The sequence below is a fragment of the Methylobacterium sp. 285MFTsu5.1 genome (genome assembly GCF_000383455.1).
In the GTDB taxonomy this organism is placed as follows: domain Bacteria; phylum Pseudomonadota; class Alphaproteobacteria; order Rhizobiales; family Beijerinckiaceae; genus Methylobacterium.
In genome coordinates this window covers 100427-127032 of sequence record NZ_KB911284.1, presented here as the reverse complement: position 1 = coordinate 127032, position 26606 = coordinate 100427, and the positions used below count along the sequence as shown (strand labels likewise).

Annotated in this window: 25 protein-coding genes and 1 pseudogene; 14 read left to right on the top strand and 12 right to left on the bottom strand. The window is 71.7% G+C overall.

The window, feature by feature from the left end; all coding sequences use genetic code 11:
• Positions 1-290: 290 nt before the first annotated feature.
• From bhcD to bhcA, 4 genes are all read right to left on the bottom strand, one after another.
• On the bottom strand, positions 291-1256 hold the full coding sequence (gene bhcD / locus H288_RS0120860) for an iminosuccinate reductase BhcD (protein ID WP_020094519.1): 966 nt from the start codon (positions 1254-1256) through the stop codon (positions 291-293).
• A 145-nt stretch (positions 1257-1401) separates the two neighbouring features.
• On the bottom strand, positions 1402-2565 hold the full coding sequence (gene bhcC / locus H288_RS0120855; RefSeq protein WP_026605150.1) for a 3-hydroxy-D-aspartate aldolase BhcC: 1164 nt from the start codon (positions 2563-2565) through the stop codon (positions 1402-1404).
• Between the two features lie 13 nt (positions 2566-2578).
• A complete protein-coding gene (gene bhcB / locus H288_RS0120850; protein WP_020094517.1) occupies positions 2579-3538 on the bottom strand; it encodes a beta-hydroxyaspartate dehydratase BhcB in 960 nt (319 codons plus the stop codon).
• 11 nt (positions 3539-3549) lie between these two features.
• Positions 3550-4740 (bottom strand): L-aspartate--glyoxylate aminotransferase BhcA, encoded by a 1191-nt coding sequence (gene bhcA, locus H288_RS0120845; RefSeq protein WP_020094516.1) that lies wholly within the window; start codon positions 4738-4740, stop codon positions 3550-3552.
• A 187-nt stretch (positions 4741-4927) separates the two neighbouring features.
• Between bhcA and bhcR the strand changes: the two genes are divergently transcribed.
• Positions 4928-5788: an HTH-type transcriptional regulator BhcR gene (bhcR, locus tag H288_RS0120840; protein ID WP_020094515.1), complete on the top strand. Its 861-nt coding sequence runs from the start codon at positions 4928-4930 to the stop codon at positions 5786-5788.
• 23 nt (positions 5789-5811) lie between these two features.
• Here the strand turns inward: bhcR and H288_RS0120835 are convergent, their stop codons facing one another.
• Positions 5812-6057, bottom strand: a complete 246-nt coding sequence (locus H288_RS0120835; RefSeq protein ID WP_042670232.1) for a hypothetical protein — start codon at positions 6055-6057, stop codon at positions 5812-5814.
• Between the two features lie 257 nt (positions 6058-6314).
• On the opposite strand from H288_RS0120835, the gene H288_RS0120830 reads away from it, so the two are divergent.
• The 5 genes from H288_RS0120830 to H288_RS32600 all read left to right on the top strand — a co-directional run bounded on the left by H288_RS0120830 (position 6315) and on the right by H288_RS32600 (position 13286).
• Positions 6315-6944 (top strand): phospholipase A2 family protein, encoded by a 630-nt coding sequence (locus H288_RS0120830; protein ID WP_026605148.1) that lies wholly within the window; start codon positions 6315-6317, stop codon positions 6942-6944.
• A 105-nt stretch (positions 6945-7049) separates the two neighbouring features.
• A complete protein-coding gene (locus H288_RS0120825) occupies positions 7050-9362 on the top strand; it encodes a CHASE domain-containing protein (protein WP_020094512.1) in 2313 nt (770 codons plus the stop codon).
• Between the two features lie 143 nt (positions 9363-9505).
• Positions 9506-11545: a YgiQ family radical SAM protein gene (locus tag H288_RS0120820; protein ID WP_026605147.1), complete on the top strand. Its 2040-nt coding sequence runs from the start codon at positions 9506-9508 to the stop codon at positions 11543-11545.
• Positions 11546-11649: 104 nt separating this feature from the next.
• Positions 11650-11994, top strand: coding sequence for a hypothetical protein (locus H288_RS35135; protein ID WP_020094510.1), 345 nt, complete (start codon positions 11650-11652; stop codon positions 11992-11994).
• Entirely contained in the window at positions 11991-13286 is a 1296-nt protein-coding gene (locus H288_RS32600; protein WP_020094509.1) for a hydantoinase/carbamoylase family amidase, read from the top strand. Before H288_RS35135 ends, H288_RS32600 begins: the two co-directional genes overlap by 4 nt.
• Here H288_RS32600 and H288_RS0120805 read toward each other — a convergent pair.
• The gene (locus H288_RS0120805) at positions 13261-13953 is read right to left on the bottom strand and encodes a helix-turn-helix domain-containing protein (protein ID WP_026605146.1); all 693 of its coding nucleotides are present in this window, start codon (positions 13951-13953) and stop codon (positions 13261-13263) included. The genes H288_RS32600 and H288_RS0120805 overlap by 26 nt on opposite strands.
• 99 nt (positions 13954-14052) lie before the next feature.
• Here H288_RS0120805 and H288_RS0120800 point away from each other — a divergent pair, with 99 nt between their 5' ends.
• The 5 genes from H288_RS0120800 (at position 14053) to H288_RS34050 (ending at position 18261) form a co-directional block, all read left to right on the top strand.
• Positions 14053-14844: a VOC family protein gene (locus H288_RS0120800; protein WP_020094507.1), complete on the top strand. Its 792-nt coding sequence runs from the start codon at positions 14053-14055 to the stop codon at positions 14842-14844.
• A gap of 13 nt (positions 14845-14857) precedes the next feature.
• Positions 14858-15358, top strand: coding sequence for a VOC family protein (locus H288_RS0120795; protein ID WP_020094506.1), 501 nt, complete (start codon positions 14858-14860; stop codon positions 15356-15358).
• Complete coding sequence (locus H288_RS0120790) at positions 15351-16016, top strand: dihydrofolate reductase family protein (protein ID WP_020094505.1); 666 nt, start codon at positions 15351-15353, stop codon at positions 16014-16016. The genes H288_RS0120795 and H288_RS0120790 overlap by 8 nt, the downstream gene beginning before the upstream one ends.
• A gap of 274 nt (positions 16017-16290) precedes the next feature.
• Entirely contained in the window at positions 16291-16827 is a 537-nt protein-coding gene (locus H288_RS0120785) for a glyoxalase superfamily protein (RefSeq protein WP_020094504.1), read from the top strand.
• Positions 16828-17286: 459 nt separating this feature from the next.
• Positions 17287-18261: a sterol desaturase family protein gene (locus tag H288_RS34050; RefSeq protein ID WP_081636503.1), complete on the top strand. Its 975-nt coding sequence runs from the start codon at positions 17287-17289 to the stop codon at positions 18259-18261.
• A gap of 287 nt (positions 18262-18548) precedes the next feature.
• Here H288_RS34050 and H288_RS35970 read toward each other — a convergent pair.
• Positions 18549-18752 (bottom strand): annotated as a pseudogene (locus tag H288_RS35970) (transposase); the annotation flags it as partial.
• Positions 18753-18849: 97 nt separating this feature from the next.
• On the opposite strand from H288_RS35970, the gene H288_RS0120775 reads away from it, so the two are divergent.
• Positions 18850-19188, top strand: a complete 339-nt coding sequence (locus H288_RS0120775) for an MmcQ/YjbR family DNA-binding protein (protein ID WP_020094502.1) — start codon at positions 18850-18852, stop codon at positions 19186-19188.
• Positions 19189-19236: 48 nt separating this feature from the next.
• On the opposite strand, the gene H288_RS0120770 is transcribed toward H288_RS0120775, so the two are convergent.
• From H288_RS0120770 to H288_RS0120760, 3 genes are all read right to left on the bottom strand, one after another.
• Positions 19237-19728: a YidB family protein gene (locus H288_RS0120770; protein ID WP_026605145.1), complete on the bottom strand. Its 492-nt coding sequence runs from the start codon at positions 19726-19728 to the stop codon at positions 19237-19239.
• A 126-nt stretch (positions 19729-19854) separates the two neighbouring features.
• Positions 19855-20244: a nuclear transport factor 2 family protein gene (locus H288_RS0120765; protein WP_020094500.1), complete on the bottom strand. Its 390-nt coding sequence runs from the start codon at positions 20242-20244 to the stop codon at positions 19855-19857.
• 173 nt (positions 20245-20417) lie between these two features.
• On the bottom strand, positions 20418-21434 hold the full coding sequence (locus H288_RS0120760) for an LLM class flavin-dependent oxidoreductase (RefSeq protein WP_020094499.1): 1017 nt from the start codon (positions 21432-21434) through the stop codon (positions 20418-20420).
• A 209-nt stretch (positions 21435-21643) separates the two neighbouring features.
• On the opposite strand from H288_RS0120760, the gene H288_RS0120755 reads away from it, so the two are divergent.
• Entirely contained in the window at positions 21644-22930 is a 1287-nt protein-coding gene (locus H288_RS0120755) for a hydantoinase/carbamoylase family amidase (protein ID WP_020094498.1), read from the top strand.
• Between the two features lie 11 nt (positions 22931-22941).
• Here H288_RS0120755 and H288_RS0120750 read toward each other — a convergent pair whose 3' ends face one another.
• Together H288_RS0120750 and H288_RS0120745 are read right to left on the bottom strand one after the other, a co-directional pair.
• A complete protein-coding gene (locus tag H288_RS0120750) occupies positions 22942-24261 on the bottom strand; it encodes a dihydroorotase (RefSeq protein WP_020094497.1) in 1320 nt (439 codons plus the stop codon).
• A gap of 13 nt (positions 24262-24274) precedes the next feature.
• Positions 24275-24955 carry an aspartate/glutamate racemase family protein gene (locus H288_RS0120745; protein ID WP_020094496.1) on the bottom strand — a complete coding sequence of 227 codons (681 nt, stop codon included), beginning with the start codon at positions 24953-24955 and terminating at the stop codon, positions 24275-24277.
• Positions 24956-25124: 169 nt separating this feature from the next.
• On the opposite strand from H288_RS0120745, the gene H288_RS0120740 reads away from it, so the two are divergent.
• Entirely contained in the window at positions 25125-26591 is a 1467-nt protein-coding gene (locus H288_RS0120740; RefSeq protein ID WP_020094495.1) for an amidohydrolase family protein, read from the top strand.
• Positions 26592-26606: the final 15 nt, after the last annotated feature.

Below are 26606 nucleotides of genomic sequence, written 5' to 3'. Positions count from 1 at the left end.
ATCGGGTTCGGCGGCGCGGCTCCAGGATCGGGCGAACGTCGATGTCCGCTGGAGATTTGAGAAGATCCTGGCATCCAGAGCTGGAGGCTGGAGTAATGCCCTCTTATAATCTCTTCGATTGACAATCCATGCGCGGCTGTCTTTGCGAGCGAAGCGAAGCAAGCCAGAGCCGCGCAACGTCTGTAAAGGTCGCGCGACCATGGGTCACTTCGCTTTGCTCGTGATGACGGCGAGGAATGCGTCGACCGCAGCATTCGGACGAAAGATGTATTACCTTCGGGTCGAGACCGTCAGACATCCACCTCCGTCGCCAGCCCCTTGGCCACCGCGCGGTCGACCGCCACCGCGGCGACCGCGAGGTCCTGCAGCCCGACCCCGGTGCCGTCGAACAGGGTGATCTCGGACTCCGAGACGCGGCCGGGGTGATCGCCGTTGATCACCGCCCCGATCTCCACGATGGAATCCGCGGCGAGGAGCCCCCGCGCGACAGCGTGCTGCGCCTCGCCGATGCTGACCGACTGCGCGACCTCGTCGGTGCACACCGTGGCGGCGGCGAGCAGTTCGGCCTCCACCTCCTGCTTGCCGCGCGTGTCCGTCCCCATGCAGGCGAGGTGCGTGCCCGGCCGGACCTGCGCGGCCTTCAGGATCGGCGCGAACGAGGACGTGATCGTCACGACGACGTCGGCCTCGGACCCGAGCCGGTCGAGGTCGACCGCCTCGAACGCCACGCCGTGCTCCCGCGCCACCGCCTCCATCCGGCCGAACATGCCGGGATGCAGGTTCCACGCGAGGACCCGCTCGAACGGCCGCTGCGCCAGCGCGGCGCGCAGCTGGAACGCCGACTGGTGGCCCGCGCCGATCATGCCCAGCACCCGCGCATCTTTGCGGGCAAGGTGCCGGACGGAGATGGCGCAGGCCGCGGCCGTGCGCAGCGCGGTGAGGAGGTTCCCTCCGACGACGGCCCGGCAGCGGCCGGTATCGGCGTCGAACAGGAACACCGTCGACTGGTGGTTGGTCAGGCCCTTCGCGGCGTTGCCGGGCCAGAAGCCGCCGGCCTTGAGGCCGAGCGCGAGGCTGTCCCGGTCGAAGCCCGACTTGAAGCCGTAGAGCGCGTCGGCGTGGCCGATGGCTTCCCGGACGACCGGGAAGTTGCCGGCTCGCCGCCGCGCCATGGAGGCGAAGACCTGTTCGACGGCGGTAAAGCACTCCGCCTCGGTCAACAGCCCGTCGATCGCGTGCTCGGGAACGATGATCATCGCGGATGTGTCCTCAATTCGTGAGCCGGCATGTCGCCCCCGTCATCGCGGGCGTCGCGAGGCGACCCAGGGCAGCGGGCCCCGTCGAGGCGCGTCCCCGGATCGCTGCGCCGCGCTCGCGATGACGGACGGTGTGCAGGGTGCGTCAGTAGGCCTTGCCGCGGGCCGAGACCGGCCAGAGCGTCTCGACCCGGCCGTTGCGGACGCCGACATACCAGTCGTGGACGTTGCAGGTCGGATCGCAGTGGCCGGGGACGAGGCGCAGACGGTCGTTGACCTTCAGCCGGCCCTCGGGATCCTCGATCACCCCGTGCTCGTCCGAGCACTTGATGTATTTCACGTCGTCGCGGCCGAAGACGAAGGGCAGGCCCGAATCGACCGACTGCACCTTAAGTCCCGCGTCGCAGATCGCCTTGTCGGCCTTGGCGTGGCTCATCACGCTGGTGAGGATGAACAGGGCGTTCTGCCACTCGCCCGCGTCGATGCGCTTTCCGTCCCGGTCGCGGATACGCCCGTAATCGGCGTCCATGAACGCGTAGCTGCCGCATTGCAGCTCGTTGTAGACGCCGGATCCCGCCTCGAAATAGTAGCTGCCGGTGCCGCCGCCGCTGACGAGCTCCGGCTCGAGGCCCTCCCGGTTCAGCGCCGCGACGGCGTCGCGCACCTGGGCGATGGCCGCGTCGAGCTTGGCCCGCCGCTCCTCGTAGCCGTCGATGTGCTGCATGGCGCCCTGGTAGGCCTGGAGGCCCGCGAAGCGCAGGTTCGGCGCGGCCGCGACGGCCTGGGCGATCGCCACCACCTCGGGGGTCGTCCGCACGCCGCAGCGGCCGGCGCCGCAATCGATCTCGACGAAGCAGTCGAGTTGCGTGCCGTGCCGCTGCGCCGCCGCCGAGAGGTCGGCGACGTTCGCCACGTCGTCGAGGCAGACGATGATGCGGGCACCGTGCAGCGGCAGCCGCGCCAGACGGTCGATCTTGCCCGGGTCGCGCACCTGGTTCGAGACCAGGATATCCTTGATGCCCGCGCGGGCGAAGACTTCCGCCTCCGAGACCTTCTGGCAGCAGACGCCGCAGGCGCCGCCGAGGCTCTGCTGGAGTTTCAGGATGTCGACGGACTTGTGCATCTTGCCGTGGGCGCGGTGGCGCATCCCGTGCGCCTTGGCGTAGTCGCCCATCTTGCGGATGTTGCCTTCCAGCGCGTCGAGATCGACGATCAGGCAGGGCGTCTGGATCTCGTCCTCGCGCATGCCGGGCAGCGCGGGGACGTCGAAGCCGACTTCGAGATCGGCGGATCGGGCGTTCATGTGCATCGTGGGCCTCCCGTTATTGCCAGGGCAGCGCGTCGAGATCGACGTTCCCGCCCGTGATGATCACGCCCACCCGCTTGTTCGCGAAGAAAGGGCGGTTCTTCAGCACTGCCGCCAGGGCGACGGCGCTGGACGGCTCCATGACGATCTTCAGCCGCTTCCAGATCAGCTGCATCGCCGCGACGATCTCGGCCTCGGAGACCGTCAGGATATCCGCGACGTGGTGGCGGACGAAGTGCCAGGTGAGGTCCTTCAGCGGCACCTTCAGGCCGTCCGCGACCGTCACCGGCGCGTCGTCGGCGATGATCCGTCCGGCCTTCAGGCTGCGATGGGCGTCGTCGGCCTGCTCGGGCTCCGCCGCGTAGACGGCGATGTGCGGGGCGAGCCCGGCCAGCGTCAGGCAGGTGCCCGACACCATGCCGCCGCCGCCGATCGGGGCGATCACCGCGTCGAGATCCGGGACCTGCGCGATCAGCTCGCGGGCGCAGGTCGCCTGCCCGGCGATGACGCGGGGATCGTTGTAGGGATGCACGAACTCCGCGCCGGTCTCGGCGACGACCTCGGCGAACACGGCCTCGCGCGATGAGGTGGACGGCTCGCACTCCACCACCCGGCCGCCGTAGCCGCGCACGGCGTCCTTCTTCGCCTGGGGCGCGGTGCGCGGCATCACCACCGTGCAGGGGATGCCGCGCCGGCCCGCCGCGTAGGACAGGCAGGTGCCGTGGTTGCCCGACGAGTGGGTCGCCACGCCCCGGGCGGCCTGCGCCTCGGTGAGGCTGAAGACGGCGTTCGAGGCGCCCCGCGCCTTGAAGGCGCCGGCCTTCTGCAGGTTCTCGCACTTGAAGAACAGCTGCGCGCCGGCGGCTTCATCGATGATCCGCGAGGTCAGGACCGGCGTCTCGTGGATGTAGGGCCGGATGCGCTCGTGGGCGGCCAGGACGTCGTCGAGGGTGGGCGTGATCAGGGCGCTTTCCATGGCGCGCCCCCTCAGGCGGCGGCGCGCAGGGCGGCGGCCGGGGCGCGGCGGTACACCGCCTGCGCGGCCGCGACCCCCGATCCCAGCGCGATGCGCAGGCCGAGATCGACCATCGCCATCTCGGCGGCTGCGATCCCCGACAGCGCCATCACATCCGTGAGGCTGCCGAGGTGGCCGATGCGGAAGACCTTCCCGGCGACCTCGCCGAGGCCCACCCCGAAGGCGACGTCGTAGTGGCGCGCCGCGTGGGTGACGATCCGCGTGGCGTCGAAGCCCTCCGGGGTGCGGATCGCGCTCACCGTGTCCGAGTAGAGGTCCGGGCGCGCGGCGCAGAGTTCCAGGCCCCAGGCGGCGACGGCGGCGCGGATCCCGTCCGCGATGCGGCGGTGCCGGGCGAAGACGGTCTCGAGCCCCTCGGCCAGGAGCAGTTCCGTCGACAGCTTCAGGCCGTTCAGGAGGCCGACCGCCGGCGTGTAGGGATAGGCGCCGTTCGGGTAACCCTTCGCCATGTCGCGGATGTCGAAATAGGTCCGCGGCAGCGTCGCCGTCGCCGTGGCGGCCATGGCCTTGGGCGAGAACGCCACGATGGCGAGGCCCGCGGGCAGCATGAAGCCCTTCTGCGAGCCCGTCACGGCGACATCGACGCCCCACTCGTCCATGCGGAAATCCATGGACGCGATCGAGCTGACGCCGTCGACCAGCAGCAGAGCCGGGTGGTTGCTGGCATCCAGCGCGCGGCGCACGGCGGCGACGTCCGAGCGGACGCCGGTCGCCGTCTCGTTGTGCGTGACGAGCACGGCCCGGATGCGGTGCGCCTTGTCGGCCGCGAGGGCCTCGGCGAAGCGATCCGCCGGAAGCCCCTCGCCCCACGGGGCTTCGATCATCCGGACATCAAGGCCGTGGCGGCGCGTCATGTCGATCCAGCGGTGGCTGAACATGCCGTGGCGCGCCGCCAGCACCGTGTCGCCGGCGCTGAGCGTGTTGGAGAGCGCGGTCTCCCAGCCGCCCGTAGCCGTCGACGGGAAGATGAACACCTCGGCGTCCTCGCTCTTCAGGACCTTCTTCACGCCGGCGAGCGCCGGATGAAGGATCTGCGCGAAGAGCGGCGACCGGTGATCCAGCGTCGGCATGTCGGCCGCGCGGCGAAGCACTTCCGGCATGTTGGTCGGGCCGGGAATGAAGACGGGATTCTGTGCGAACATCGGCGGCGCTCTCCTCCAATACGGGAACAATAGCACCGCCGATCCCGTATTGATATTTTCTTGAAAAACTTTTTCATACGGGGTCGGAGCGCGGAAACGCGCGCCGCGACAACGCCTTACCTTTTTCCGTTGTGAGAAAAATTTTTCCATCCTAGGGATGGGTTGGGTGGGCTAGGGCGAGGGCGCCATGGATTCGGGAAACCGGCGGCGCGGGCGGCCGAAGGGGTTCGGAGGCGCCAAGCCGGCGGCGACCATCCAGGCGCTTGACCGCGCCCTCGATGTCCTCGACGTCCTGGCGGGCGGCGACGGGCTGACGCTCTCGGAACTAGCCGGCAGGCTCGAGCAATCCGTGGCGACCATGCACCGGGTCCTCGCGACGCTCGAGCGCCGCGGCCTCGTCGAGATCAGCGCCGACAAGCAGGAGTGGCACGTCGGTGCGGAGGCCTACCGGCTCGGATCGGCGTTCCTGCGCCGCCACAACGTCGTCGAGCGGAGCCGGTCGATGATGTGGACGCTGATGCAGGAGACGGGCGAGACCTCCAATCTCGGCGTCGAGAAGGACGGCAACGTCCTGTTCGTCAGCCAGGTGGAGACCCACGAGACGATCCGCGCCTTCTTCCCGCCGGGCTCCCTGTCGCCGCTGCACGCGTCGGGCATCGGGAAGGCTCTGCTGAGCACCTACGCGCCGGCCCGGACCGAGCGCCTGTTCCGGGGAAAGACCTTCGCGCGGTTCACCGACAAGACCATCGGCTCACTGGACCAGTTGCGCGACGACGTCGAGGCGACCCGCCGCCGGGGCTACGCGATCGACGACGAGGAGCGGAGCATCGGGATGCGCTGCGTCGCCGCCCCGATCCTCAACGTCCACGGCGAGGCTATCGCGGGGATCTCGGTGTCGGGGCCGACGCACCGGCTGTCCGACGAGAAGCTGCGCGCGATCGGCGAGCGGGTGCGGAGAGGCGCCGCTGCGGTCTCGCGCGCCCTCGGCGCGCCCGCCGCGACGATGACCGCGACGCCCGACGCGCCGGGCGAGCCTGACCAGGACTGACCAGCGGTGCGGCGAGGCGCGCCCTAGCGCCCGGGATGCGGGCGGCGCGGATCGACGGTGCCGACCGCCGACGGGGGCCTGCCGTCGCCGTCGAGGATACCGGCGCGCCCGTCCGGCGCCGTCCGCGAATCCGCGAGCGTCGCGCGGCCCTGGAGGCCGCCGGGGGCGGTGACGGCCGGGATGCCGGCGGGGGCGGTGAAGCTCTGCGCCAGGGCGGGCCCGGACAGGCCGATCCCGATCACGGCGCCGATCAGAAGACGAGAGGTCATGGCGGAGGTCCAGCTCAGGTCTGTCGCCGGGATCATCCCGGCCGCGTTACGCCTCGATGTGGGATCCGCGACCCCGGGGTCCAACACGCGGGATGAGCCCCCGTGCGCCCGCGCACTGCGCCGCGTGCCGCGCCGCCCGGGCGGTGCCGCCCCGCGGCCCGCGTCCGCCCCGCAGGGCTCCGTGACCGTGGCGGGCGAAAGTCCGGAACGGAGAAGCCGAGCTTCGAGTTGAGGGGCCGCTGAATCAGGGGCCATCCGTGAGACCGTCTCTCCTCGCCACGCTCGGGCTTCTGCTCGTCGCCTACCCGCACGCGTCCGGGGCGCAGGGCGTTCCAGACTCGCGAGGCGTCCAGAGCGTCCAAGACGTGCAGGATGTCCGAGACCTGCCGGCCGCGACCGTCGAGCCGGGCGAGCCTCGCCCGGGACCGCCCCCGCCGCTCCCGGACATCTCGGACCCGAACGGCCGGGCCGGCGAGGCCCTGAACGAGCCCGGCGAGCGCTCCGGCATCCCGAAGGCCCTGCGCTCCTCCGGATCGAAGGCGGGCGGGCCGGCCAACGATCTCAACCCGAGCGGGCAGGCAGAGGCGCCGGCACCGCCGAAGGGCGACCTGGGCCGGGTCATCGCCGGCAAGGAGCTGTTCCACGGCAATTACTGCGGCACGGGTCAGCGCGGCGAGGGGCTGCCGCCGACCGACGCCCTCGATGCCGCGTGCATGCGCCACGACGCCTGCTACGACGCGGCGGGCTACCGTTCGTGCGCCTGCGACGCGACGCTGAGGCGCGAGGCTTCCACCGTGTCGGACAGCCCGGACGCGGCGCTGGAGGTGCGGCGCCGGGCGCTGAGCGTGATCGAGGCTACCGCCGCGATGGCGTGCCGCGCGCCCTGAGCGCCCGCCGCGATGCGGGGATCTCGCCCCGGTGACGCCACCATGGACTTGCATCCCGGCGCATGCCTGCTTTCACGGGCCGCAGTCGAAGTCCGGTCTCGCCCCTTGTCCCACCGCACCGCATCGCAGGGTCCTGTCGCGCCCGCCGCCCGCCGCGGGGCGGGCGCGGCGCGCTGGATCCCGCCCGCGATCCTGGCCGCCGGCCTCCTCGCGACCGGGCTGAGCACGGCCCTCACCTGGCAGGCGGCGGCGCTGCGCGACCGCATGACCTTCGAGCACGCCACCGAGATCGAGCTGCGCACGGTCGAGGACCAGTTCCGCACCTACACCGCCCTCCTGCGCGGCGCCGCCGGCCTGTTCGCCGCCGAAGGCGCCACCGTCACGCTGGCCCAGTTCCGGGCCTACGTGCAGCGGATCGAACTGCAGCGCCTCTATCCCGGGTTCCTCGGCATCGGCTTCACGCCGACCCTGCCCGCCTCCGCGCGGGAGACGTTCGCCGCGCGCGCCGCGGCCCTGGGCGTCGAGAATGCCCGGGTCCGGCCGCCGACCGACAACCCGATGATCAGCCCGGTCCTGTTCGCCGAGCCGCCGAACCCGCGCAACCTCGCCGCCATCGGCTACGACGTGATGTCGGACCCGGTGCGGCGCGACATGGTCGAGCGGGCCCGCGACACCGGCCAGCCGGCCGCCTCGGCGCGGATCCAGCTCGTGCAGGAGATCGACGCGAACAAGCAGGCGGGCTTCCTCGTCGCCATGCCGGTCTATGCCGGCGGCGCCGTGCCGCCGGACCTCGAGGACCGGCGGCGGCGCTTCCTGGGCTTCGTGTTCGGCGCCTTCCGGGCCGACGACCTGTTCAACAGCATCGTGGCGGCGGAGGCCGAGGAGGACGCGGCCTTCGCCATCTACGACGGCGCGCCGAGCGAGGCGAACCTGCTGCACCGGTCCGCGCGGGCCTCCGCCGCCGGGGCGGGGCGCCTCACCCGCGAGGCGCATCTCGAGCTCGGCGGCCGCACCTGGACCGTCGCGTTCGCGCAGCGCGTCTCGCCCCGGCGCGGCTCGGCGCTGCCGGAGATCTGGCTCGTCTGCGGCGGCGGCCTGTTCGCCACCGCCCTGCTGGCCTTCGCGGCCTACCGGCAGCGCCGCACGCAGGACGAGATCCGCCAGCTCAACGCGTCGCTGGAGGCCCGCGTCGAGGAGCGGACGCGCGATCTCCGGGCGGCGGCCGACCGTCTGCGGCAGGCCGGGGAGGAGCGGGCGCGCATGGAGGAGGCGCTGCGCCAGTCGCAGAAGATGGAGGCGGTGGGCCAGCTCACCGGCGGCCTGGCGCACGACTTCAACAACCTTCTGGCGGGCATCTCGGGCTCGCTGGAGCTCATCGAGGCCCGCATCGCCCAGGGGCGGTCGAAGGATGTCGGCAAGTACATCGCCGCCGCCCAGGGCGCCGCCCGGCGGGCCGCGGCGCTGACCCACCGCCTGCTCGCCTTCTCGCGCCGCCAGACGCTGGCGCCCAGGGCGATCGACGCCGATCGGCTGGTCCGCGGGATGCTCGACCTGATCCAGCGCACGGTCGGGCCGAGCGTCGAGGTGCGGCACGTCGGGGCAGACGGGCTCTGGGCCGCGCTCGCGGACCCGTCCCAGCTGGAGAACGCGCTCCTGAACCTCTGCATCAACGCGCGGGACGCGATGCCCGGGGGCGGCCGGATCACCATCGAGACCGACAACCGCTGGATCGACCGGCAGCAGGCCGACGCCCAGGACATGCCGGAGGGGCCGTACCTGTCGCTGTGCGTGTCCGATACCGGCACCGGCATGCCCCCGGAGGTCGTCGCCCGGGCCTTCGACCCGTTCTTCACCACCAAGCCGATGGGCGAGGGCACCGGCCTCGGCCTGTCGATGATCTACGGCTTCGCCAAGCAGTCGGGCGGTCAGGTCCGGATCACCTCGACGGTCGGCCAGGGCACGAACGTGTGCATCTACCTGCCGCGGCACTTCGGCGAGGCGGACGCGGACGGCCCCGACCCGGCCAGGGGCCTGATGGCGCAGGCCGAGGCGGGCGAGACCGTGCTGATCGTGGACGACGAGCCGACGGTGCGCATGCTGGTGACGGACGTGCTGAGCGACCTCGGCTACACGGCGATCGAGGCCGCGGACGGCGCGGGCGGCCTCAGCGTGCTGCAATCGGGTGCGCGGATCGACCTGCTCGTCACGGATGTCGGCCTGCCCGGCGGCATGAACGGGCGCCAGATGGCGGATGCCGCCCGGGTCGGTCGACCGGAGCTGAAGGTGCTGTTCATCACCGGCTTCTCCGAGACCGCGCTGCCGGGCGACGGGCGTCTCGAGCCCGGCATGGCGGTGCTGACTAAGCCCTTCGCCGTGGAGGCCCTGGCCGCCCGCATCCGCGAGCTGATCGCGCGCTGAGCCGGGCCGGCCGCGACGGCGGCGCATCGCCTGTCTCGAGGTGCGCCGGATCGGCGCAGGGCGCCCTCGGGCGGCACGGCCGCGGCCACCGCCGCCCTGCCATTCGTTGAGATCGCGGCCCCGGAGGCCTATGCAGGGACACCATGGAACTCCAAGCGTCCACCGCCCGTCCCCTGGCGCCCCCCGTCCGAACGCCGTCGCCGCGCGGGCCCGCTGCGCCGTTCCTGCCCATGAGCCGAGCCGAGATGGCGGCCCTGGGATGGGAGTCCTGCGACATCGTGCTGGTGACCGGTGACGCCTACGTGGACCACCCGAGCTTCGGCATGGCCATCATCGGCCGGCTGCTCGAATCGCAGGGCTTCCGGGTCGGCATCATCGCCCAGCCCGACTGGCACTCGGCGGAGCCGTTCAAGGCGCTCGGCAAGCCGAACCTGTTCTTCGGCGTCACCGGCGGCAACCTCGATTCGATGGTGAACCGCTACACGGCGGACCGGCGGCTGCGCCACGACGACGCCTACACGGCCGGCGGCGAGGGCGGCCGGCGCCCGGACCGCTGCACCATCGTCTACACGCAGCGCTGCCGCGAGGCCTTCAAGGACGTCCCGGTCGTGCTCGGCGGCATCGAGGCGTCGCTGCGCCGGATCGCGCACTACGATTACTGGTCCGACAAGGTGCGCCGCTCGATCCTGGCGGACGCCAAGGCGGACCTGCTGATCTACGGCAACGCCGAGCGTGCCGTGGTCGAGGTGGCGAACCGCCTCGCGGCCGGCGAGGCGCCGAACCAACTCGACGCGATCCGGGGCGTCGCCCTGTTCCGCCGCGTGCCCGCCCACTACACCGAGCTGCCCGCCGACGACCTCGACTCGACGGACGAGGCCGCCACCCGCCGGCCCGGCGAGACCGTGATCCGGCTGCCCGCCTACGACGAGGTCAAGGACGACAAGGAGGCCTACGCCCGCGCCTCGCGCGTGCTGCACCGGGAGGCCAATCCCGGCAACGCGCGCCCCCTCGTCCAGCGCCACGGCGACCGCGACCTGTGGCTCAACCCGCCGCCGATCCCGCTGACCAGCGACGAGATGGACGCGGTCTACGACCTGCCCTACGCCCGCGCCCCGCACCCGTCCTACGGCGACGCGAAGATTCCCGCCTGGGACATGATCAAGTTCTCGGTGACGATCATGCGCGGCTGCTTCGGCGGCTGCACCTTCTGCTCGATCACCGAGCACGAGGGCCGCGTCATCCAGAACCGCTCGGAGGGCTCGATCCTGCGCGAGATCGAGCGGATCCGCGACAAGACCCCGGGCTTCACGGGCGTGATCTCGGATGTCGGCGGGCCGACGGCGAACATGTACCGGATGGCCTGCAAGGACCCGAAGATCGAGGCGGCGTGCCGGCTGCCCTCCTGCGTCTTTCCGGACGTCTGCCCGAACCTGAACACCTCGCACGACGACCTGATCCGGCTCTACCGCAAGGTCCGCGAGGTGAAGGGCGTCAAGAAGGTGATGGTCGCCTCGGGCGTGCGCTACGACCTCGCGGTGAAGAGCCCCGAATACATCAAGGAGCTTGTCACCCACCACGTCGGCGGGCGCCTGAAGATCGCGCCCGAGCACACCGAGCGCGGCCCCCTCGACAAGATGATGAAGCCAGGGATCGGCACCTACGACCGGTTCAAGGAGATGTTCGACGCCGCCGCCAAGGAGGCGGGCAAGAAGTACTACCTGATCCCGTACTTCATCGCGGCGCATCCGGGCACGACCGACGAGGACATGATGCACCTCGCGCTCTGGCTCAAGAAGAACAACTACCGCGCCGACCAGGTCCAGACGTTCCTGCCCTCGCCGATGGCGACGGCAACCGCGATGTACCACACCGAGATCAACACGCTGCGGGGCGTGAAACGTGGCGGCAGCGAGTCGGTCGAGGCGATCAAGGGGCTGCGCCAGCGCCGGCTGCACAAGGCGTTCCTGCGCTACCACGACCCCGAGAACTGGCCGCTGCTGCGCGAGGCGCTGCGGGAGATGGGCCGCGCCGACCTCATCGGGCCGCGGCCGGACCAGCTGGTGCCGTTCTCGCAGCCGCCGGGGACCGGCGCCGGTGCGGGCCGGACGGGGGGCCAGCCGCGACCCCGCTACACGGGCGGCGGCCAGCGCTTCACCACGAAGGGCGTGCCGCTGCGCAAGTGACGGTTCGTGACGGGTCCGGCGCGCCGTAACGAATTGATACGCGCCGGCCATATTGCCGCGCGGCCGGCCGGTCAGCCTCACCGGCGATCGACACGGAGGTCGCGATGGCTGTCGCCTGCCCTGTTCTGACGCCCGAAGAGCGCAAGGCGTCCGAGATCCTGGACGCCGCGCAGCGCGCGATGATGGAGACGGTGCAGGCGGCCGTGGCGGAGGCCGCCGCGCGGGTGCGCCAGCAGAATCTCGACGCCGGCCTCGACCTCGCCCCGCCGCCCAGGGCCTATTTCGAGTCCGTGGTGCACCAGCGGATGTACCTGACGCTCTGCGGGGCGGCGGTCGGCACGTTCGCGGGCGGCGATGCCAGGACGGCGATCGGTCTCATCCGGAATCAGCAGCTGATCGCCAACCGCTACTGGGGGGCCGGGATCGCGGTGACGCCGAGGGCGCCGTGACGGCGGCGCCCGAGAGCGCCGCCGGGATCGTCCTGGCGCGCGTCGACCGGCTCGCCGGGATCAGCGCCTACCCGTGGACCCTGACGCGGCGCGTCTTCAGCCCGCAGCAGGCCGAGGCCGAGGCGCTCGTCATCGGCTGGATGGCGGAGGCCGGCCTGTCGGCCCGGCGCGATCCCGCCGGCAACCTCGTCGGCCGGATCGAAGGCGCGGTCCCGGGCGGCCCGGCCGTCGTCGTCGGGGGCCACGTCGACACGCGCGAGGATGCCGGCCGCTACGACGGGACGCTCGGCGTGCTGATCGGCATCGCCGCCGTCGAGCGCATGATCCGGCACGGACCGCCGCCGCGCCACGCGGTCGAGGTCGTCGCCTTCGTCGCGGACGCGGCCGGCCGGTTCGGTCCCCGGCAGCTCGGCAGCCGGGCTGTGGTCGGGCGGCTCGCCCCGGACGCGCTGGACTGGGACGACGCCTACGGCGTCACCCTGCGTCGCGCCCTGGAGGCGCACGGGCTCGACCCGGCGCGCCTCGCGAGCGCGCGCCGGGCCTCGGACGCGATCCTGGCCTATCTCGAGGTCGCCGCCGAGGCCGGCCCCGTGCTGGAGCGATCGGGAGCGCCGGTCGGGATCGTGCAGGCCCTGTCGGAATCGACGATGCTCCGGGTCACGCTGACAGGCGCCGCCGTCGACGCGGCGGCGAACCCGATGCCGGGCCGGCGGGACGCCCTCGCCGCGGCGGCCGAATGCGTCCTCGCCGCCGAGCGCGTCGGCCTGGCGCGGGAGGGGGTCACCGTCACGGTCATGCGCCTCGACGTCGCGCCGGTGCCGACCTTCGTGGTCGCGGGGTCGGCGACACTGGGCGTCCGCGTCGATTCCGCCGACGACGGCGCGCGGCGCGCGGCCGTGGCGGAACTCGCCGCGGCGCTCGAGGCGGTCGCGGCGCGGCGCCGGCTGGGGATCACCGTCGAGCGCAGCGTCGATCCCGATGCCACCCGGTGCGATCCCGGTCTGGTCCGCCTGTTCGAGGAGGCCGTCGCGGCCGCGGGACACCGCGCCGTGCGGCTGGCGCAGGGCGTGACCACCGACGCGTCCCACATGGCCCTGCTCGGACCGATCGGCCTCGCGCTGATCCGCTGTCGGGGCGGCGTCGGCTGGGGGGCGGCGGGGACCGTCGACCCGGCCGACGTCGCGATCGGCCTCGACGTGCTCGCCGGCGTTGTCGGCGCGCTCGCGGGCGGCGCGCCCTCCCCCTGCGAGCCGCGGGACGGGCACCTCAGCCCGCCTTGGCCGGCAGGGTGAAGAGGTCGATGAAGGACCGCGCCAGGTCGGCGGGGCCCGCGACGGCGAGCGTCCCGCCGGCGCCGTCCCGGTCCAGCGGCGCCTTGCCGTAGACCGTGCGGCGCATCGCCATCGTGTCGCCGGTGAAGGCGAGGTCGGGCGCCTCGGCGACGCCCCGCCGCACGCGGATCCCGTCGCCGGTCACCGTCGCGACGAAGTCCTCGCCGGGGAAGTGGAAAGCGACCGTCGCCGACAGCGCCGCCGCCCGCCCGCGGTCGACCAGGGCCTCGAGCGACATCATGGCCGACGCCCCCGACATGAACAGGCTCGGATCGTGCCGCGGCGAGCGGGCGGCCCAGCGGCCCAGGTCGCGCATCAGGGGCGCGGCCTCGCGGCCCCAGTCGGTGAGATCGTAGACCTGCACGTTGGCCGGCGACGGCAGCCGGTACCGCAGGGCGATGCCCGCCGCCCCCAGGCTCTCTAGCCGCTGCGTCAGCACGTTCGCGCTGATCCCCGGGAGGTTCGCCCGGATCTCGCTGAACCGCCGGGGGCCGTAGACCAGCTCGCGCATGATCAGCAGCGACCAGCGCTCGCCGATGAACTCCAGCGCGAGGGCCGTGCCGCAGGCGTCGTCGTACAGGCGCTCGCGAGGCCGGGATGCTAAATCAGTTATTTTTTCTGACTTCATGGTTGCTTTGTGTAACCGAGAATGCGAGCCTGGGCAAAGCGGGGCCGGAGGGGGCGCCGCGCAGCGGCCGCAGAGCCGATTGTCACGGAGGAGCGCCCGATGCCACCCGCCGAGGGGACACCCATCTGGTTCGAGCTGAACGCGTCCGACCCGGACGCCGCGCAGGCCTTCTACGAGGCGGTCGCCGGCTGGCGCGTCGCGCCGTCGCCGATGCCCGAGCACGGCGGCTACCGGATCGCGGAGGCCGACGGGGCGCCCGTGGCCGGGATCCGGCGGCCGATGCCCGAGGCCCCCGGCGTCCCCGGCTGGGCGGTCTACCTCGCGACCTCGGACGTCGACGCCCTGGCTTCCCGCGCGGTCGATCTCGGCGGCGCGGTCCGGTTCGGGCCCGTCGACATCCCCCATGTCGGCCGCTTCGCCATGGTGAGCGACCCGCAGGGCGTGGTCTTCGCCGCGATGGATCCGGCCCGTCCCGGCGCGAGCCGGGCCTTCGGGCCGGTGCCGCTCGAGACGGAGCGGACGCGCGGCCACGGCGTCTGGATCGAGCTCGCCACCCCCGATCCCGCGGCGGCCCTCGCCTTCTACGGGGCGCTGTTCGGCTGGGAGAAGCTCGGTGCCATGCCGATGGGCGACTTGGGCGAGTACGCCTTCATCGGGCGGGGCGACCTGCGCCCCGGCGCGATGATGTCGAGCGCGGCCACCGGCGCGCCGGCCCGCTGGAACTGGTACATCCACGTCGCCGACATCGACGCCGCGCTCGCGACCGTCCGGGCGGCGGGCGGCACGGTCCTCCAGGGACCCGACCCGATCCCCGGCGGCAGCTACGCGGCCAACATCGCCGATCCGGCGGGCCACCAGCTCGGCCTCGCCGGCCCGCGGCAAGCCACGTGAGGAGCGTCCGGCCATGACGAGCGACAAGCTGACGACCTGCCTGTGGTTCGATCGCGGCGAGGCCCGCAAGGCCGCGGACTTCTACGCCGCGACCTTCCCCGACAGCCATGTCGGCGCGCCCATGAACGCCCCCTCGGATTTCCCCGGCGGGTCCGCGGGCGACGAACTCACGGTCGCGTTCACCGTCCTCGGCCGTCCGTTCGTCGGCCTGAACGGCGGCCCGGCCTTCCGGGCCAACCAGGCGGTCAGCTTCATGGTGCTGACCGACGATCAAGCGGAGACCGACCGCTACTGGGACGCCGTCGTGGGCCACGGCGGCGCGGAGAGCGCGTGCGGCTGGTGCACGGACCGCTGGGGCTTCTCCTGGCAGATCACGCCGCGCGCGCTCCTGCACGCCAACAGCCACCCCGACCGGGCTGCGGCCCGGCGCGCGTTCGAGGCCATGATGACCATGCGCAAGATCGACATCGCCCGGATCGAGGCTGCCCTCCGCGGGGACTCCGCCCATGCGTAAGATCACCGGCTCCCTCTTCCAGTCCCTCGACGGCGTGATCCAGGCACCGGGCGGTCCGGAGGAGGATCAGACCGGCTTCGCGCACGGCGGCTGGACCTTCCCGTACTTCGACGCGTCGCTCGCCGGGCCGATGGGCAAGCTGCTCGGCGGCGATTACGAGCTGCTGCTCGGCCGGCGCACCTACGAGATCTTCGCCGCCTACTGGCCGCACAACGCCGAGCAGCCGATCGGCGCGACCTTCAACGCGATCCGCAAGCATGTCGTCACCGGAAGCGACGCCGCGCTCGACTGGAACAACAGCCGCCGCCTCGCCGGCGACCCCGTCGCGGCGGTCACCCGCCTCAAGGAGAGCGAGGGCCCCGACCTCCTCATCCAGGGCAGCAGCAGGCTCTATCCGGCGCTGCTTCCGGCGGGCCTCATCGACCGGCTCGTCCTGATCACATTCCCGGTCATGCTCGGCCGCGGCAAGCGCTGGTACGCGGACGACCCGGCGGCGGCCCGCACCTGGACGCTGGTCGAGCAGAGCCACTCGCCGAAGGGCGTCCACGTCGCGGTGTTCGCGCGGGACGGGGCGGTCCAGACCGGCAGTTTCGCCAGCAAACCACCCAGCGCGGACGAGATCGCGCTCCGCGAGCGCCAGGCGGCGGGTCGCTGGTAGACCGCCGCCTGCGGCAGCGACCGGCCGGCCGTGCGCACGGCACGGGGTCGTGACCCGTCGGAAGCCGGCAGGTCCCGTGTCAGCCTTCCCTCAAACCTGTTGGCGGCCGCGCCGCGGCCGGGGTAGCCTGCCGCCAGGCCGATGCTGCCTGCCGCTCGCCCCGGAACCGGGATGGTGAAAGCATCGCGGACGACCCACCCCCACCGTGTCCCTGACCGGCGCCGGGTCGGCAATGCGGGCACCGACGGACCGACGCCGGCTCGGGGAGAGGACCATGACGACCGTCGATCAGGCCAAGACCATGGCCAAGCGGCTGCGCGCCGCGCTGGCAGCCCGCGACCTCGCCGTCCCGCACGCGGCCGCCCTCGAACTCGTCGCCGCCGGGCTGCGCTACGACGACTGGAACACCGCCTGCGCCGTCCTGGACCGGGACGCGGATGACGGCCCCCGTTTCCTGGAAGCGGTGCCGGTTCTGCGCATCTTCGACGAGGCCAAGGCGCGCGCGTTCTACTGCGGCTTTCTCGGCTTCACGCCCGGGTTCGAGCACCGGTTCGAGCCGGGTCTGCCGCTCTACATGGAGGTCGCCCGCGCGGGATTGCGGTTGCACCTGACCGAGCACCACGGCGACGCCACCCCCGGCTCGACCGTGTTCGTGCCGATGCGCGGCATCCGGGCCTATCACCGGGCGCTCACCGACCAGCGCTACGGCTATGCCCGGCCCGGCATCGAGCAGGCGCCCTGGGGCGAGGTGCTGGAGGTGGCGGATCCGTTCGGGAACCGGTTGCGATTCTGCGAGCGCCGGACCGGGTGACCGGTCGGGCGGGCGGTCCGATCCGCCGCCGACCCAGCATCTGGACTCGATCGGCACCTAACGGCGACGACGGCGTTCAGAGCGACGCCCGAGGCGTGGTGTTGCCCTCGATCGCGAAGGCGGCCTGTGGGGAAAGGCCGATCCCGGGCGCATCCCCATCGCCGGCCGGGTCCCGATGCCGCCGGCGTGCTGGGCCCGCCTCCAGTCCGAAAGCGGATCGTAGGTGCCGGCCCGGCGCCCGTGCTGCAGCGCTCTCACCGCGACGGAGCCGCACGCTCGTATGGGTGCTCATATAATGACCTTGACGTGGGTTAATAGGGGCGATCTCAAAAAACTTATTGAACATAGACGCTAGGTCTAATATCTGACAATTTTTAGATCAATATTGGTGGGGTCGGCCACATCGCTTTGGTGGGCGCCTGCCTTTCTGGAATCGATTGAATTGCGTTGGAGGGAGCGATGACTGATTTTTTCAAGCAAATCATTCATGCGCCACAGTTGCTTATTACCTGGACAATGTTTTTCGGGTTCGGACTGGCATTTTATGTAGCTTATATTGCAAAGAACCGCGCGAAATTCTCGCTCCGTGGACTTGCGAAGCACTGCGTGCCGTTCAATGTCCTCACGGAAAAAAGCTTCCACACAGATGTAAAAATATACATCATTGGAAAATTGACAGGCAGTTTCATCGTGATACCTGCCATATTTCTCACTGCTGTTTGCTGCAATGCATATAGTTCTCTCGCGCATCTACTGTTCCCGGATTTCAAGAATATCGAGTTTAGTATTTTTTATGCCAGTATTTGCACGATCGTCGTGTTCGTTGTCGTAGAATTCTCGGATTTTATCTGCCATTATGTTGAGCATAAAGTGCCGTTCCTGTGGGAGCTTCATAAAGTCCATCATTCGGCGCAAACTCTGAACCCTCTGACATCGAAGCGAGGCCATCCCGTGGGGATGGCGCTCGAAGCCATCGTTCGAGGGCTTCTGACTGCCGTGCCTGGTGGCTTGTTCATGTTCCTGTTCGGTCTTAGCGTCGTTGAGGCAACGTCACTATCTTGGGTCGCATCGAAAGTTTTTATTTTTCTCACTCTCGATCCGCTGAAGCATTCCCATCTTCCGATAAGCTTGGGTTTCTTCGATAAATTCCTGATCAGCCCGCATATGCACCAGATACATCACAGCAAGGTGCAGGCGCATTGGGACAAAAATTTCGGTACAAATTTGTCTATATTCGATTGGATGTTCGGGACTGCCTACAGACCGAGTCGGAACGAGATGCCGGTATTCGGCATCTCTGGCCTCAAAGACGAAACGTTGATGAAATACAACTCTCTGTACGGGTCCTATGTCGCGCCTCTGACCAGGAGCTACAGAAAGATCCGGAAAATGTTCAATCATGAAACAGGCTCAACCGAGCGATCGGCATCCTAGCTGGGGGCTCATTCAGGCCCATGCGATGACACGGGAGACGAGCGCGACGGCGGCGAGATGATCATGGGTCGAGCGATCGTGGTGGATCGTGACGGGCCGCCAGTTTCTGAGGTGTCCGCAAAGGCGCGCGACTCGATTGCGCCGCCGGTCGGCGATCCGGCTGTGCTTGTAGGGCACCGTCCGCGTGGCCGTGGACGGGATGGTGGCGATCAGTTCGGTGGCTCTTGAGCCAATCCCCCAGGCTCTGCGCGTCGCAGGCTCTGTCGGCCGTCAGAGCCCGCGATGAGCCACCTGTTGTAGCGGTTGTGGATCGTCGTGTGGGTGCCGTGGGCGGAGGGCGTGTCCTGCCAGCGGCAGCCGACCTTCGGGACGTGCCGGATGCCGCTGATCACCCGCCTGTCGTCGATCCGAGGTTTGCCCGGTCGGCCATGCGGCAGAAGCGGCTCGATCCGCGCCCAGGCGTCGTCCGAGAGCTGGAACAACCGCGCCATCGCGATCCTCTCGCGCGGAGAACTCCACAATCAGGAAGAGGACGCGAGCGGACGCAGATCGTTGTATGAGTGCCCGAACTAGGGGAGGAGGGCCGCGATGGGCGTCGATATCGCGCGCGTGAAGGCGCTCATCGCGACGTTGGAGGCGGTGACCTCCGCCCCCCATTTTCACAGGACGGCCTTCCGGACGCCGCGCAAGACCTTCGCGACGCTGGACGAGGTGGGCCACGACATCAACCTGATGTTCGACCCGGACCTGCGCGACTTCTTCTGCGAGCAGGTGCCGGCGGCTTTCAGCCCCGTTCCGGGCGGCTGGGGGCGGATGGGCGCGACGCGGTGCGACCTCGCGATCGTCGACGAGGCGACCCTGATGTCGGCCCTGACGGCGGCCCACCGGCTCGCCGCGCCGAAGCCGCGCACGCCCCGCCGACCGTGACGGTCCCGACCCCCAAGGTCGGGCCGGGATCCGTCCGCCGGCCAGACCTCAGGCCGGGATCCGTCCGTCGGGCGTGTAGCGGTCGACGGCCCGGGGGAGCTCGCGGGACAGCCGGGAGAGCAGCTCATCGCGGGACAGTCCCGTCCGCTGGGTGAGAGCCGTTAGGACGTCGGGTCCGATCGCCTGTTCCAGATGATGCGGCGCGATTTCCTGGTTCGGTCCCGTCTTGACCCAGGACTGGGCGGCCGTCCCGTGACCGGCCTGCTGGAAGCGGTCCAGCATCTCGCCGAGGCCGCTGTGCAGGAACCCGCCGGGAGCCTCGCCGCGCCTGTCGCCCAGCAGGCCGCCGAGGAGACCGCCCAGGCCGGCACCGGAGCCGCTGTTGGAGGCGCTGTTGGAGCCGTCGGCCGGGCCGCCGGGGCCCGCCGGCGCGGTCTGACCGGCGCCGCCCAGCAGTTCCGCGAGCTTGTCGCGGTTCTGGTAGCCTGCCAGGGCGAGGAGGCCCAGGAGCGCCGTCATCGAAGGGTAGCCATCACTCATGGTTTGTCTCCCGCTGCGGGCAGCGGGCCCGCGCCCGTTCGCCACGCGACGCCAACCAACGCGCACGGACCCGGTTGCGATGCGGGCGGCCCCGCCGAGGCCGGCGCGGCCGCATCGCGAACGGCTCTAGCCCGCCGCGGCACCGACGGGGTTGTCGACGCCGATCGGGTAGGTGCCGTGCCCCGCCCGCACGCGGCCGTCCTCGAAGACGAGCACCTCGCTGACGCTCACACCCTTCTGATTGCGATACTGGATCACCAGCGTGTCGATGCCCGCGAAGACCTGCTCCACCGCGAAGTGGAGGTCCGGGATCCGCCGCAGGGCCTCGGTCCAGTAGGCGCGCAGCGCATCCTTGCCCCGCACCGTTCCGCCCGAAGCGGGAACGATCCGCGCGGCGCCCGGCGAGGTGAACACGGCGTCGTCGTGGAAATGGGCCAGCACCCGCTCGACATCGTGCGCGTTCCAGGCGGCGCACCACGCATCGGCGAACGCGTTCCAGTCCAACGGGCGCGGCATCCCGGAGATCCCCTTACAAGTGCCGGACTCGGGCACAGCGGCACCGCGTGACGGGCCGACGGGAGGCTACCGCACGCTCGCGGCGATGGGTAGGCCGGCGGGCCAGGTCCCAAGATAGGGCCGGCCGAGGAGCTGCATGCCCTCGGCGCCGGCGAACCCGGCCGGAGGTCGGCTCAGCGCCACCCGAGCGCGGGGGCCACGTGCGAGAGCAGGCTCTCGATGAGGTGGGCGTTGTAGGCGACGCCCAGCTGGTTCGGGACCGTCAGCAGCAGGGTGTCGGCCTCCGCGATCGCCGCGTCGGCGCGCAGCTCGTCAACCAGCCGGTCCGGCTCCGCGGCGTAGGAGCGGCCGAACACCGCGCGCATGTTGTCGATGATGCCGACCTGGTCGCTGCTCGTGCCGCGCCCGAAATAGGCGCGGTCGAGGTCGTTCACGAGCGCGAAGATCGAGCGCGAGACCGAGACCCGCGGCGTGCGGGCGTGCCCCGCATCCTGCCACGCCTGCCGGTAGCGGCGGATCTGCCTGGCCTGCTGGACGTGGAACGGCTCGCCGGTCTCGTCCGCCTTCAGGGTCGAGCTCTGCAGGTTCATGCCCTGCTGCGCCGCCCAGATCGCGGTCGCGTCGGAGGCCGATCCCCACCAGATGCGGTCCCGCAACCCCTCGGATTGCGGCTCCAGGCGCAGGAGTCCCGGCGGGTTGGCGAACATCGGCCGCGGGTTGGGCTCGGCGAACCCCGTTCCCTTCAGGAGGTCGAGGAAGACCTCGGTGTGCCGGCGCCCCATATCGGCGTCCGTCTCGCCCTCGGCCGGGGCGAAGCCGAAGTGCCGCCAGCCGTCGATGACCTGCTCGGGCGAGCCGCGGCTGAGCCCGAGCTGCAGGCGTCCGCCCGCGATGAGGTCCGCCGCGCCGGCATTCTCGACCATGGAGAACGGGTTCTCGTAGCGCATGTCGATGACGCCGGTGCCGATCTCGATGCGCTTCGTCCGGGCGCCGACTGCCGCCAGCAGCGGGAAGGGCGAGGCGAGCTGGCGCGCGAAATGGTGGACCCGGAAATAGGCGCCGTCCGCCCCGAGCTCCTCCACGGCGACCGCGAGGTCGATCGACTGGAGGAGTGTGTCGGCCGCACTGCGCGTCGCCGATCCGCCGGTCGGCGACCAGTGCCCGAAGGACAGGAACCCGATCGTCTTCATTTGCAGAACCTCCGCCCGCCTGCCGGGACCGGCGATAGCCGCCGGAATCCGGCCGGGCAACGACCCCGCGCCGCGGGGCTGACCCGCGCGGCTGGCCGCGCGCCCGGCGATCCGGCAGACTCGGTCCCGGTGATCCGGCGGGCCGGCACGAAAGTGGCAGGGGCACCGGCGGGCCCGTCCCGGGGACCGGCGCTCGGGGAGGCGTAGCGATGGACCGCGTGTCCGCCATCTCGGCAGCTGTGCGCGCGCAGCGCGGCCGGGTCGAGGCCCTGTTCGCGGAGTTGGCCCGGTGCGGCCGGACGGAGCCCGGGTTCACCCGGCCCTCCTACAGCCCGGAGGAGACCGCGGCGCACGCGGTGGTGGCGCGCTGCGCGGCGGATCTCGGCCTCGCGATCGGCCGGGACGCCGCCGCCAACACCGCGATGACGCTGCCCGGACGGGACCGGACCCTGCCGCCGATCCTGATCGGCTCCCACCTCGACACCGTGGCCCAGGGCGGCAACTTCGACGGGGCCGCCGGCGTGGTGGCCGGGCTCGCCGCCGTCGCGGCCATCCGCCGGCTCGGTCTGGAGCCGGAGCGGGACATCACCGTCCTGGGCATCCGCGCCGAGGAGAGCGTCTGGTTCCAGGTCTCGTACATCGGGAGCCGCGCGGCGCTCGGAGCCCTGCCGGACGGGGCGCTCGACGCGGCCCGGATCGACACCGGCCTCAGCCTCGCCGCCCACATCGCCCGGGAGGGCGGCGACCCGGACGCGCTCGCCCGCGGACCGGCGGCCCTCGACGCCGCCGCGATCCACGCCTTCCTGGAGGTGCATATCGAGCAGGCGCCGAGCCTGGAGGAGGCCGGGATCCCGGTCGGGCTGTGCACCGGGATCCCCGGCAACGTCCGCTATCCCGACGTCCGCATCGCCGGCCGCTACGACCATGTCGGGACGCCGCGCCGCTTCCGGCGCGACGCCGCCATGGCCGGGGCCGAGATCGCCCTGGCTCTGGACCGGGTCTGGGCGGAGCGCGAGGCGGCCGGCTGCCCGATGGCCGTGACCTTCGGCCGGTTCCACACCGACGCCGCGGCGCACGGCCTGACCACGGTCCCGGGCGAGTTCCGGTTCAGCCTCGACATGCGGGCCTACGCGGCCGAGGTGCTGGCGGAACTGGAGGCGGCGTTCCTGGCGGCCGTCGCGGAGGTTTCCGCGCGGCGCGCCGTGACGGTGACGCTGGGCCCGCGCGCCGAGGCGGGCGTCGGCGCCGTCGCGCCGCGGATCCGCGACGGGTTCGCGGCGGCCGCGGACGCGCTCGGCATCGCGACCCGGCCCCTCGGCAGCCCGGCCTCCCACGACGCCGCCGCCTTCGCCAAGGCCGGCGTGCCGATGGCCATGCTGTTCGTGCGCAACGCCAACGGCAGCCACAATCCCCGCGAGGCCATGGCGATCGACGACCTGCTCGACGCCGTGGCGATCCTCACGACGTGGCTCGTGGCGGAGACCTGCACCGCCTGACGGGCGCCCCGTCAGGCGGCGAAGCGCGCGAGGCGGCCGACGGGCTCGCCCAGCACCGCGTCGTCGCGCATGACGGGGATCCCGCGCACGATCGTGGCGACGGGCCAGCCGGTGACGTCGACGCCCGCGAAGGGCGTCCAGCCGCAGGGCGACACGATCCAGGATTCCTCGATCCTGCGGCGGGCCTTCAGGTCCACCAGGGTGAAGTCCGCGTCGTAGCCGGCGGCGATGCGGCCCTTGCCGAGGAGCCCGTAGACGCGGGCCGGCCCGGCTGCCATCAGGTCGACGAGGCGGGCGAGGGACAGCCGCCCCGCCGCGACGTGGTCGAGCATTACCGGCACCAGCGTCTGGACCCCGGTGAGGCCGGCCGGGCAGTCCGGCCAGGGCTGCGCCTTGGCCGCCCGCGCGTGGGGCGCGTGGTCGCTGCCGACCGTGTCGACGGTGCCGTCGCGCAGGGCCGCCCAGGCGGCCGCCCGGTGGCGCGCGTCGCGGATTGGCGGGTTCATCACGCCGAGGCCGCCCAGCGTGTCGTAGCAGTCCGGCGCCACCTGGGTCAGGTGATTGACCAGCACCTCGACGGTGGCGACGTCGCGGAAGTCGCGCAGGTAGGCGAGTTCCTCGGCGGTCGAGACGTGCAGGATGTGGGTCGCCCGGCCGGTCTTGCGGGCGAGGGCTATGAGGCGCCGCGTGCCCAGGAAGGCGCATTCCGCGTCGCGCCACTCCATGTGAGTCCGGTAGGGCTGGCCCCGGCTGAACAGCGGCCTGCGCGCCTGGAGCCGGTACTCGTCCTCGCTGTGGAAGGCCATGCGCCGGTGGCCGGCGCGCATCGCCCGCTCGAGATGCGCGTCGTCCTCGATCATCAGCGCCGCCGTGGAGCTGCCGGCGAAGACTTTGACGGCGCAGACCCCCGCCTCGCGCTCCAGGGCGGCGAGCGCGTCGATGTTGGTCTTGGTGCCGGCCACGTAGAGGCCGATGTCGCACCAGCTGCGGCCCGCGACGTAGTCGCGCTTCCAGGCGAGGCGCCCGGCGTCGGCGATCGGCGGGACGGTGTTTGGCATGTCGAAAAGGGTTGCGATGCCGCCGAGGATCGCGGCCCGCGTGCCGGTTTCGATCGTCTCCACCGCCGGGTCGCCGGGATCGCGCAGGTGAACGTGACTGTCGATCAGGCCGGGCAGGACGTGCAGGCCCGCGGCGTCGATCACCGCCTCCGCCGTCGCTCCGGCCGGGACCCCGAGGGCCGCGATGCGCCCGTCGCGGATCCCGACATCCGCCGTCTCGGTGCCCCACGGCGTCACGCAGGTACCGCCGCGGATCAGGAGGTCGTACTGCATCGCCGGTTCCTTCTCACGGGGCGGCCCGGAGCAGCACGGCCCCGAGGGCCGCGGCGGCCGCCTGCTGGCAGGGCTCGATGACGGGGCACCCGATCGCGGCCTCCGCGGCGGCCCGGTGGCGCGCCATGCCGGCGCAGCCGAGCACGACCACGTCGGCGCCGTCGCGCTCGACCAGGGTCCGACCGGCCGCGATCAGGCGCGGGCCCATCGCGGCGTCCGCCGTCTCGGAGGCCCGCGCCTCCACCGGCCGGCTCCCGGCATAGCGATCCCCGAGGCCCATCTGGCGCACCGTGCGGCGCTGGCGCCGGACGCTGCCCTCGGACAGGGCCACGATGCCGAAGCGCTCCCCGAGCGTCAGGGCCCGCAGGATCCCCCACTCGGCGATGCCCATCACCGGGCGACCGCTCGCCGCCTCCCGGACCGCGTGCAGGCCCGGATCGCTGAAGCAGGCGATCACGAAGGCGTCGGACGGATCGTCCGCCACACACCGGACGAGCGGCATCACCACCGAATCCGCGTCCCGCTGGGTCGCGATGCTCTCCGGGCCCTCCGGCAGGTCGGTCACCGCGAGGATGGGGCCGCCCGGCAGCCGCAGCGGCGCCAGGGCGGCGTCGATGGCGGCCGTCACCGCCCGGGACGCGTTCGGGTTGATGATCAGGATGCGCGCGGGCTCGGTGGTGTCGCGAGGCCGCATGGCGCCTTCCCTCTGAATACCGGTCGATCGGGATCGACCGCGATGCCGCGACGTCGACCGACCCATCGTGACCGCGGAAGACCTCAAGCGAAACCCGGGCCGCATGGCCGCCGATCCGACCGGAAGGCACCGTTCTTGCCCGCCCGCTTACGCAAGGGAGAGGTTATCGATGCAGGACGAAGCTCCGGACGCCACCGCCGAAATCACGCTGGTGAAGGGGGCCCGGTGGGTCGTCGCCTGGGATCCGGACAGCGGCAGTCACGTCTACCGCACCGGCGCGGACGTCGCCTTCGCGGACGGCGCCCTCATCCATGTCGGGCCGGGCTACGCGGGTCCCGAGCCGGCCCGGACTGTCGACGCCTCCGGCTGTCTGGTCATGCCCGGCCTCGTGGACATCCACACCCACCTGTTCTCGGAGCCGATGAACAAGGGCATGTGGGACGAGGTCGGCAGCCAGCGGCTCTACAACACCTCGCTCTACGAGTACCTGCCGATCCTGCGGCCCGACGCGGAGGGGACGCGGGCCGCCTACGGGGTGGCGCTCGCCGAACTCGCGCTCTCGGGCGTCACCACCGTCTGCGACCTCGCCCTGCCGAGCGCGGGCTGGCTGGATCTCCTCGGCGCCTCGGGCCTGCGGGTCTGCATCGCCCCGATGTTCCGCTCCGGGCGCTGGCTCACCCGCAACGGCCACAGCGTGGACTACGAGTGGGACGCGGCGGCGGGCCAGCGCGGCCTGGAGCAGGCCCTCGCCGAGATCGCGGCGGCGGAGGGGCACCCGAGCGGCCGCCTCTCCGGCATGCTCTGCCCGGCGCAGGTCGACACCTGCACGGCGGAGCTGCTGCGGGACGCCCATTCCGAGGCGGTCGCGCGCGACCTGCGCTTCCACACCCACGCGGCGCAGTCCCTGTCGGAATTCCACGAGATCACCCGCCGCACCGGGATGACGCCGATCGAGTGGCTCGACGATCTCGGCGTGCTCACCGAGCGGACCATCGTGGGCCACGGGATCTTCCTCGATGACCATCCCTGGACCCACTGGCACAGCCCGGGCTCGGACCTGCGCCGCCTGGCCGAGCGCCGCGCCACGGTCGCCCACTGCCCGACGGTCTTCGCCCGGCGCGGCATCGCGCTCCACCATTTCGGGCGCTACCTCCAGGCCGGAGTCAACATGGGGATCGGCACCGACGTCTACCCGCACAACATGCTCGACGAGATGCGCCTCGTCTCGTACCTCGCCCGGGTCGTCGCCGAGAATCCCCGCGACACCCGCGCGGCGGACGTGTTCCACGCCGCCACGGTGGGCGGCGCCAGGGCGCTCGGGCGCGAGGACATCGGCCGGCTCGAACCGGGCTGCAAGGCCGACTTCGTGCTCGTGGACTGCGGGCATCCGGCCATGCGCCCGTGCCGCGATCCCGTGCAGTCGCTGATCTACTCGGCCGGCGACCGCGCGGTTCGACAGGTCTTCGTCGGCGGCCGCGAGATCGTCCGCGACGGGCGCGCCCTGACGATCGACTACGCCGCCGCCGCGGCCGCGCTGGAGGAGGCGCAGGGCCGCGCGCTCGCGCAGGTCCGGCAGCTCGACTGGGCCGGGCGCGGCCCCGACGCCATCGCGCCGCCGACCTTCCCGGGGCTGTGAGGCCCCGGAACTCGC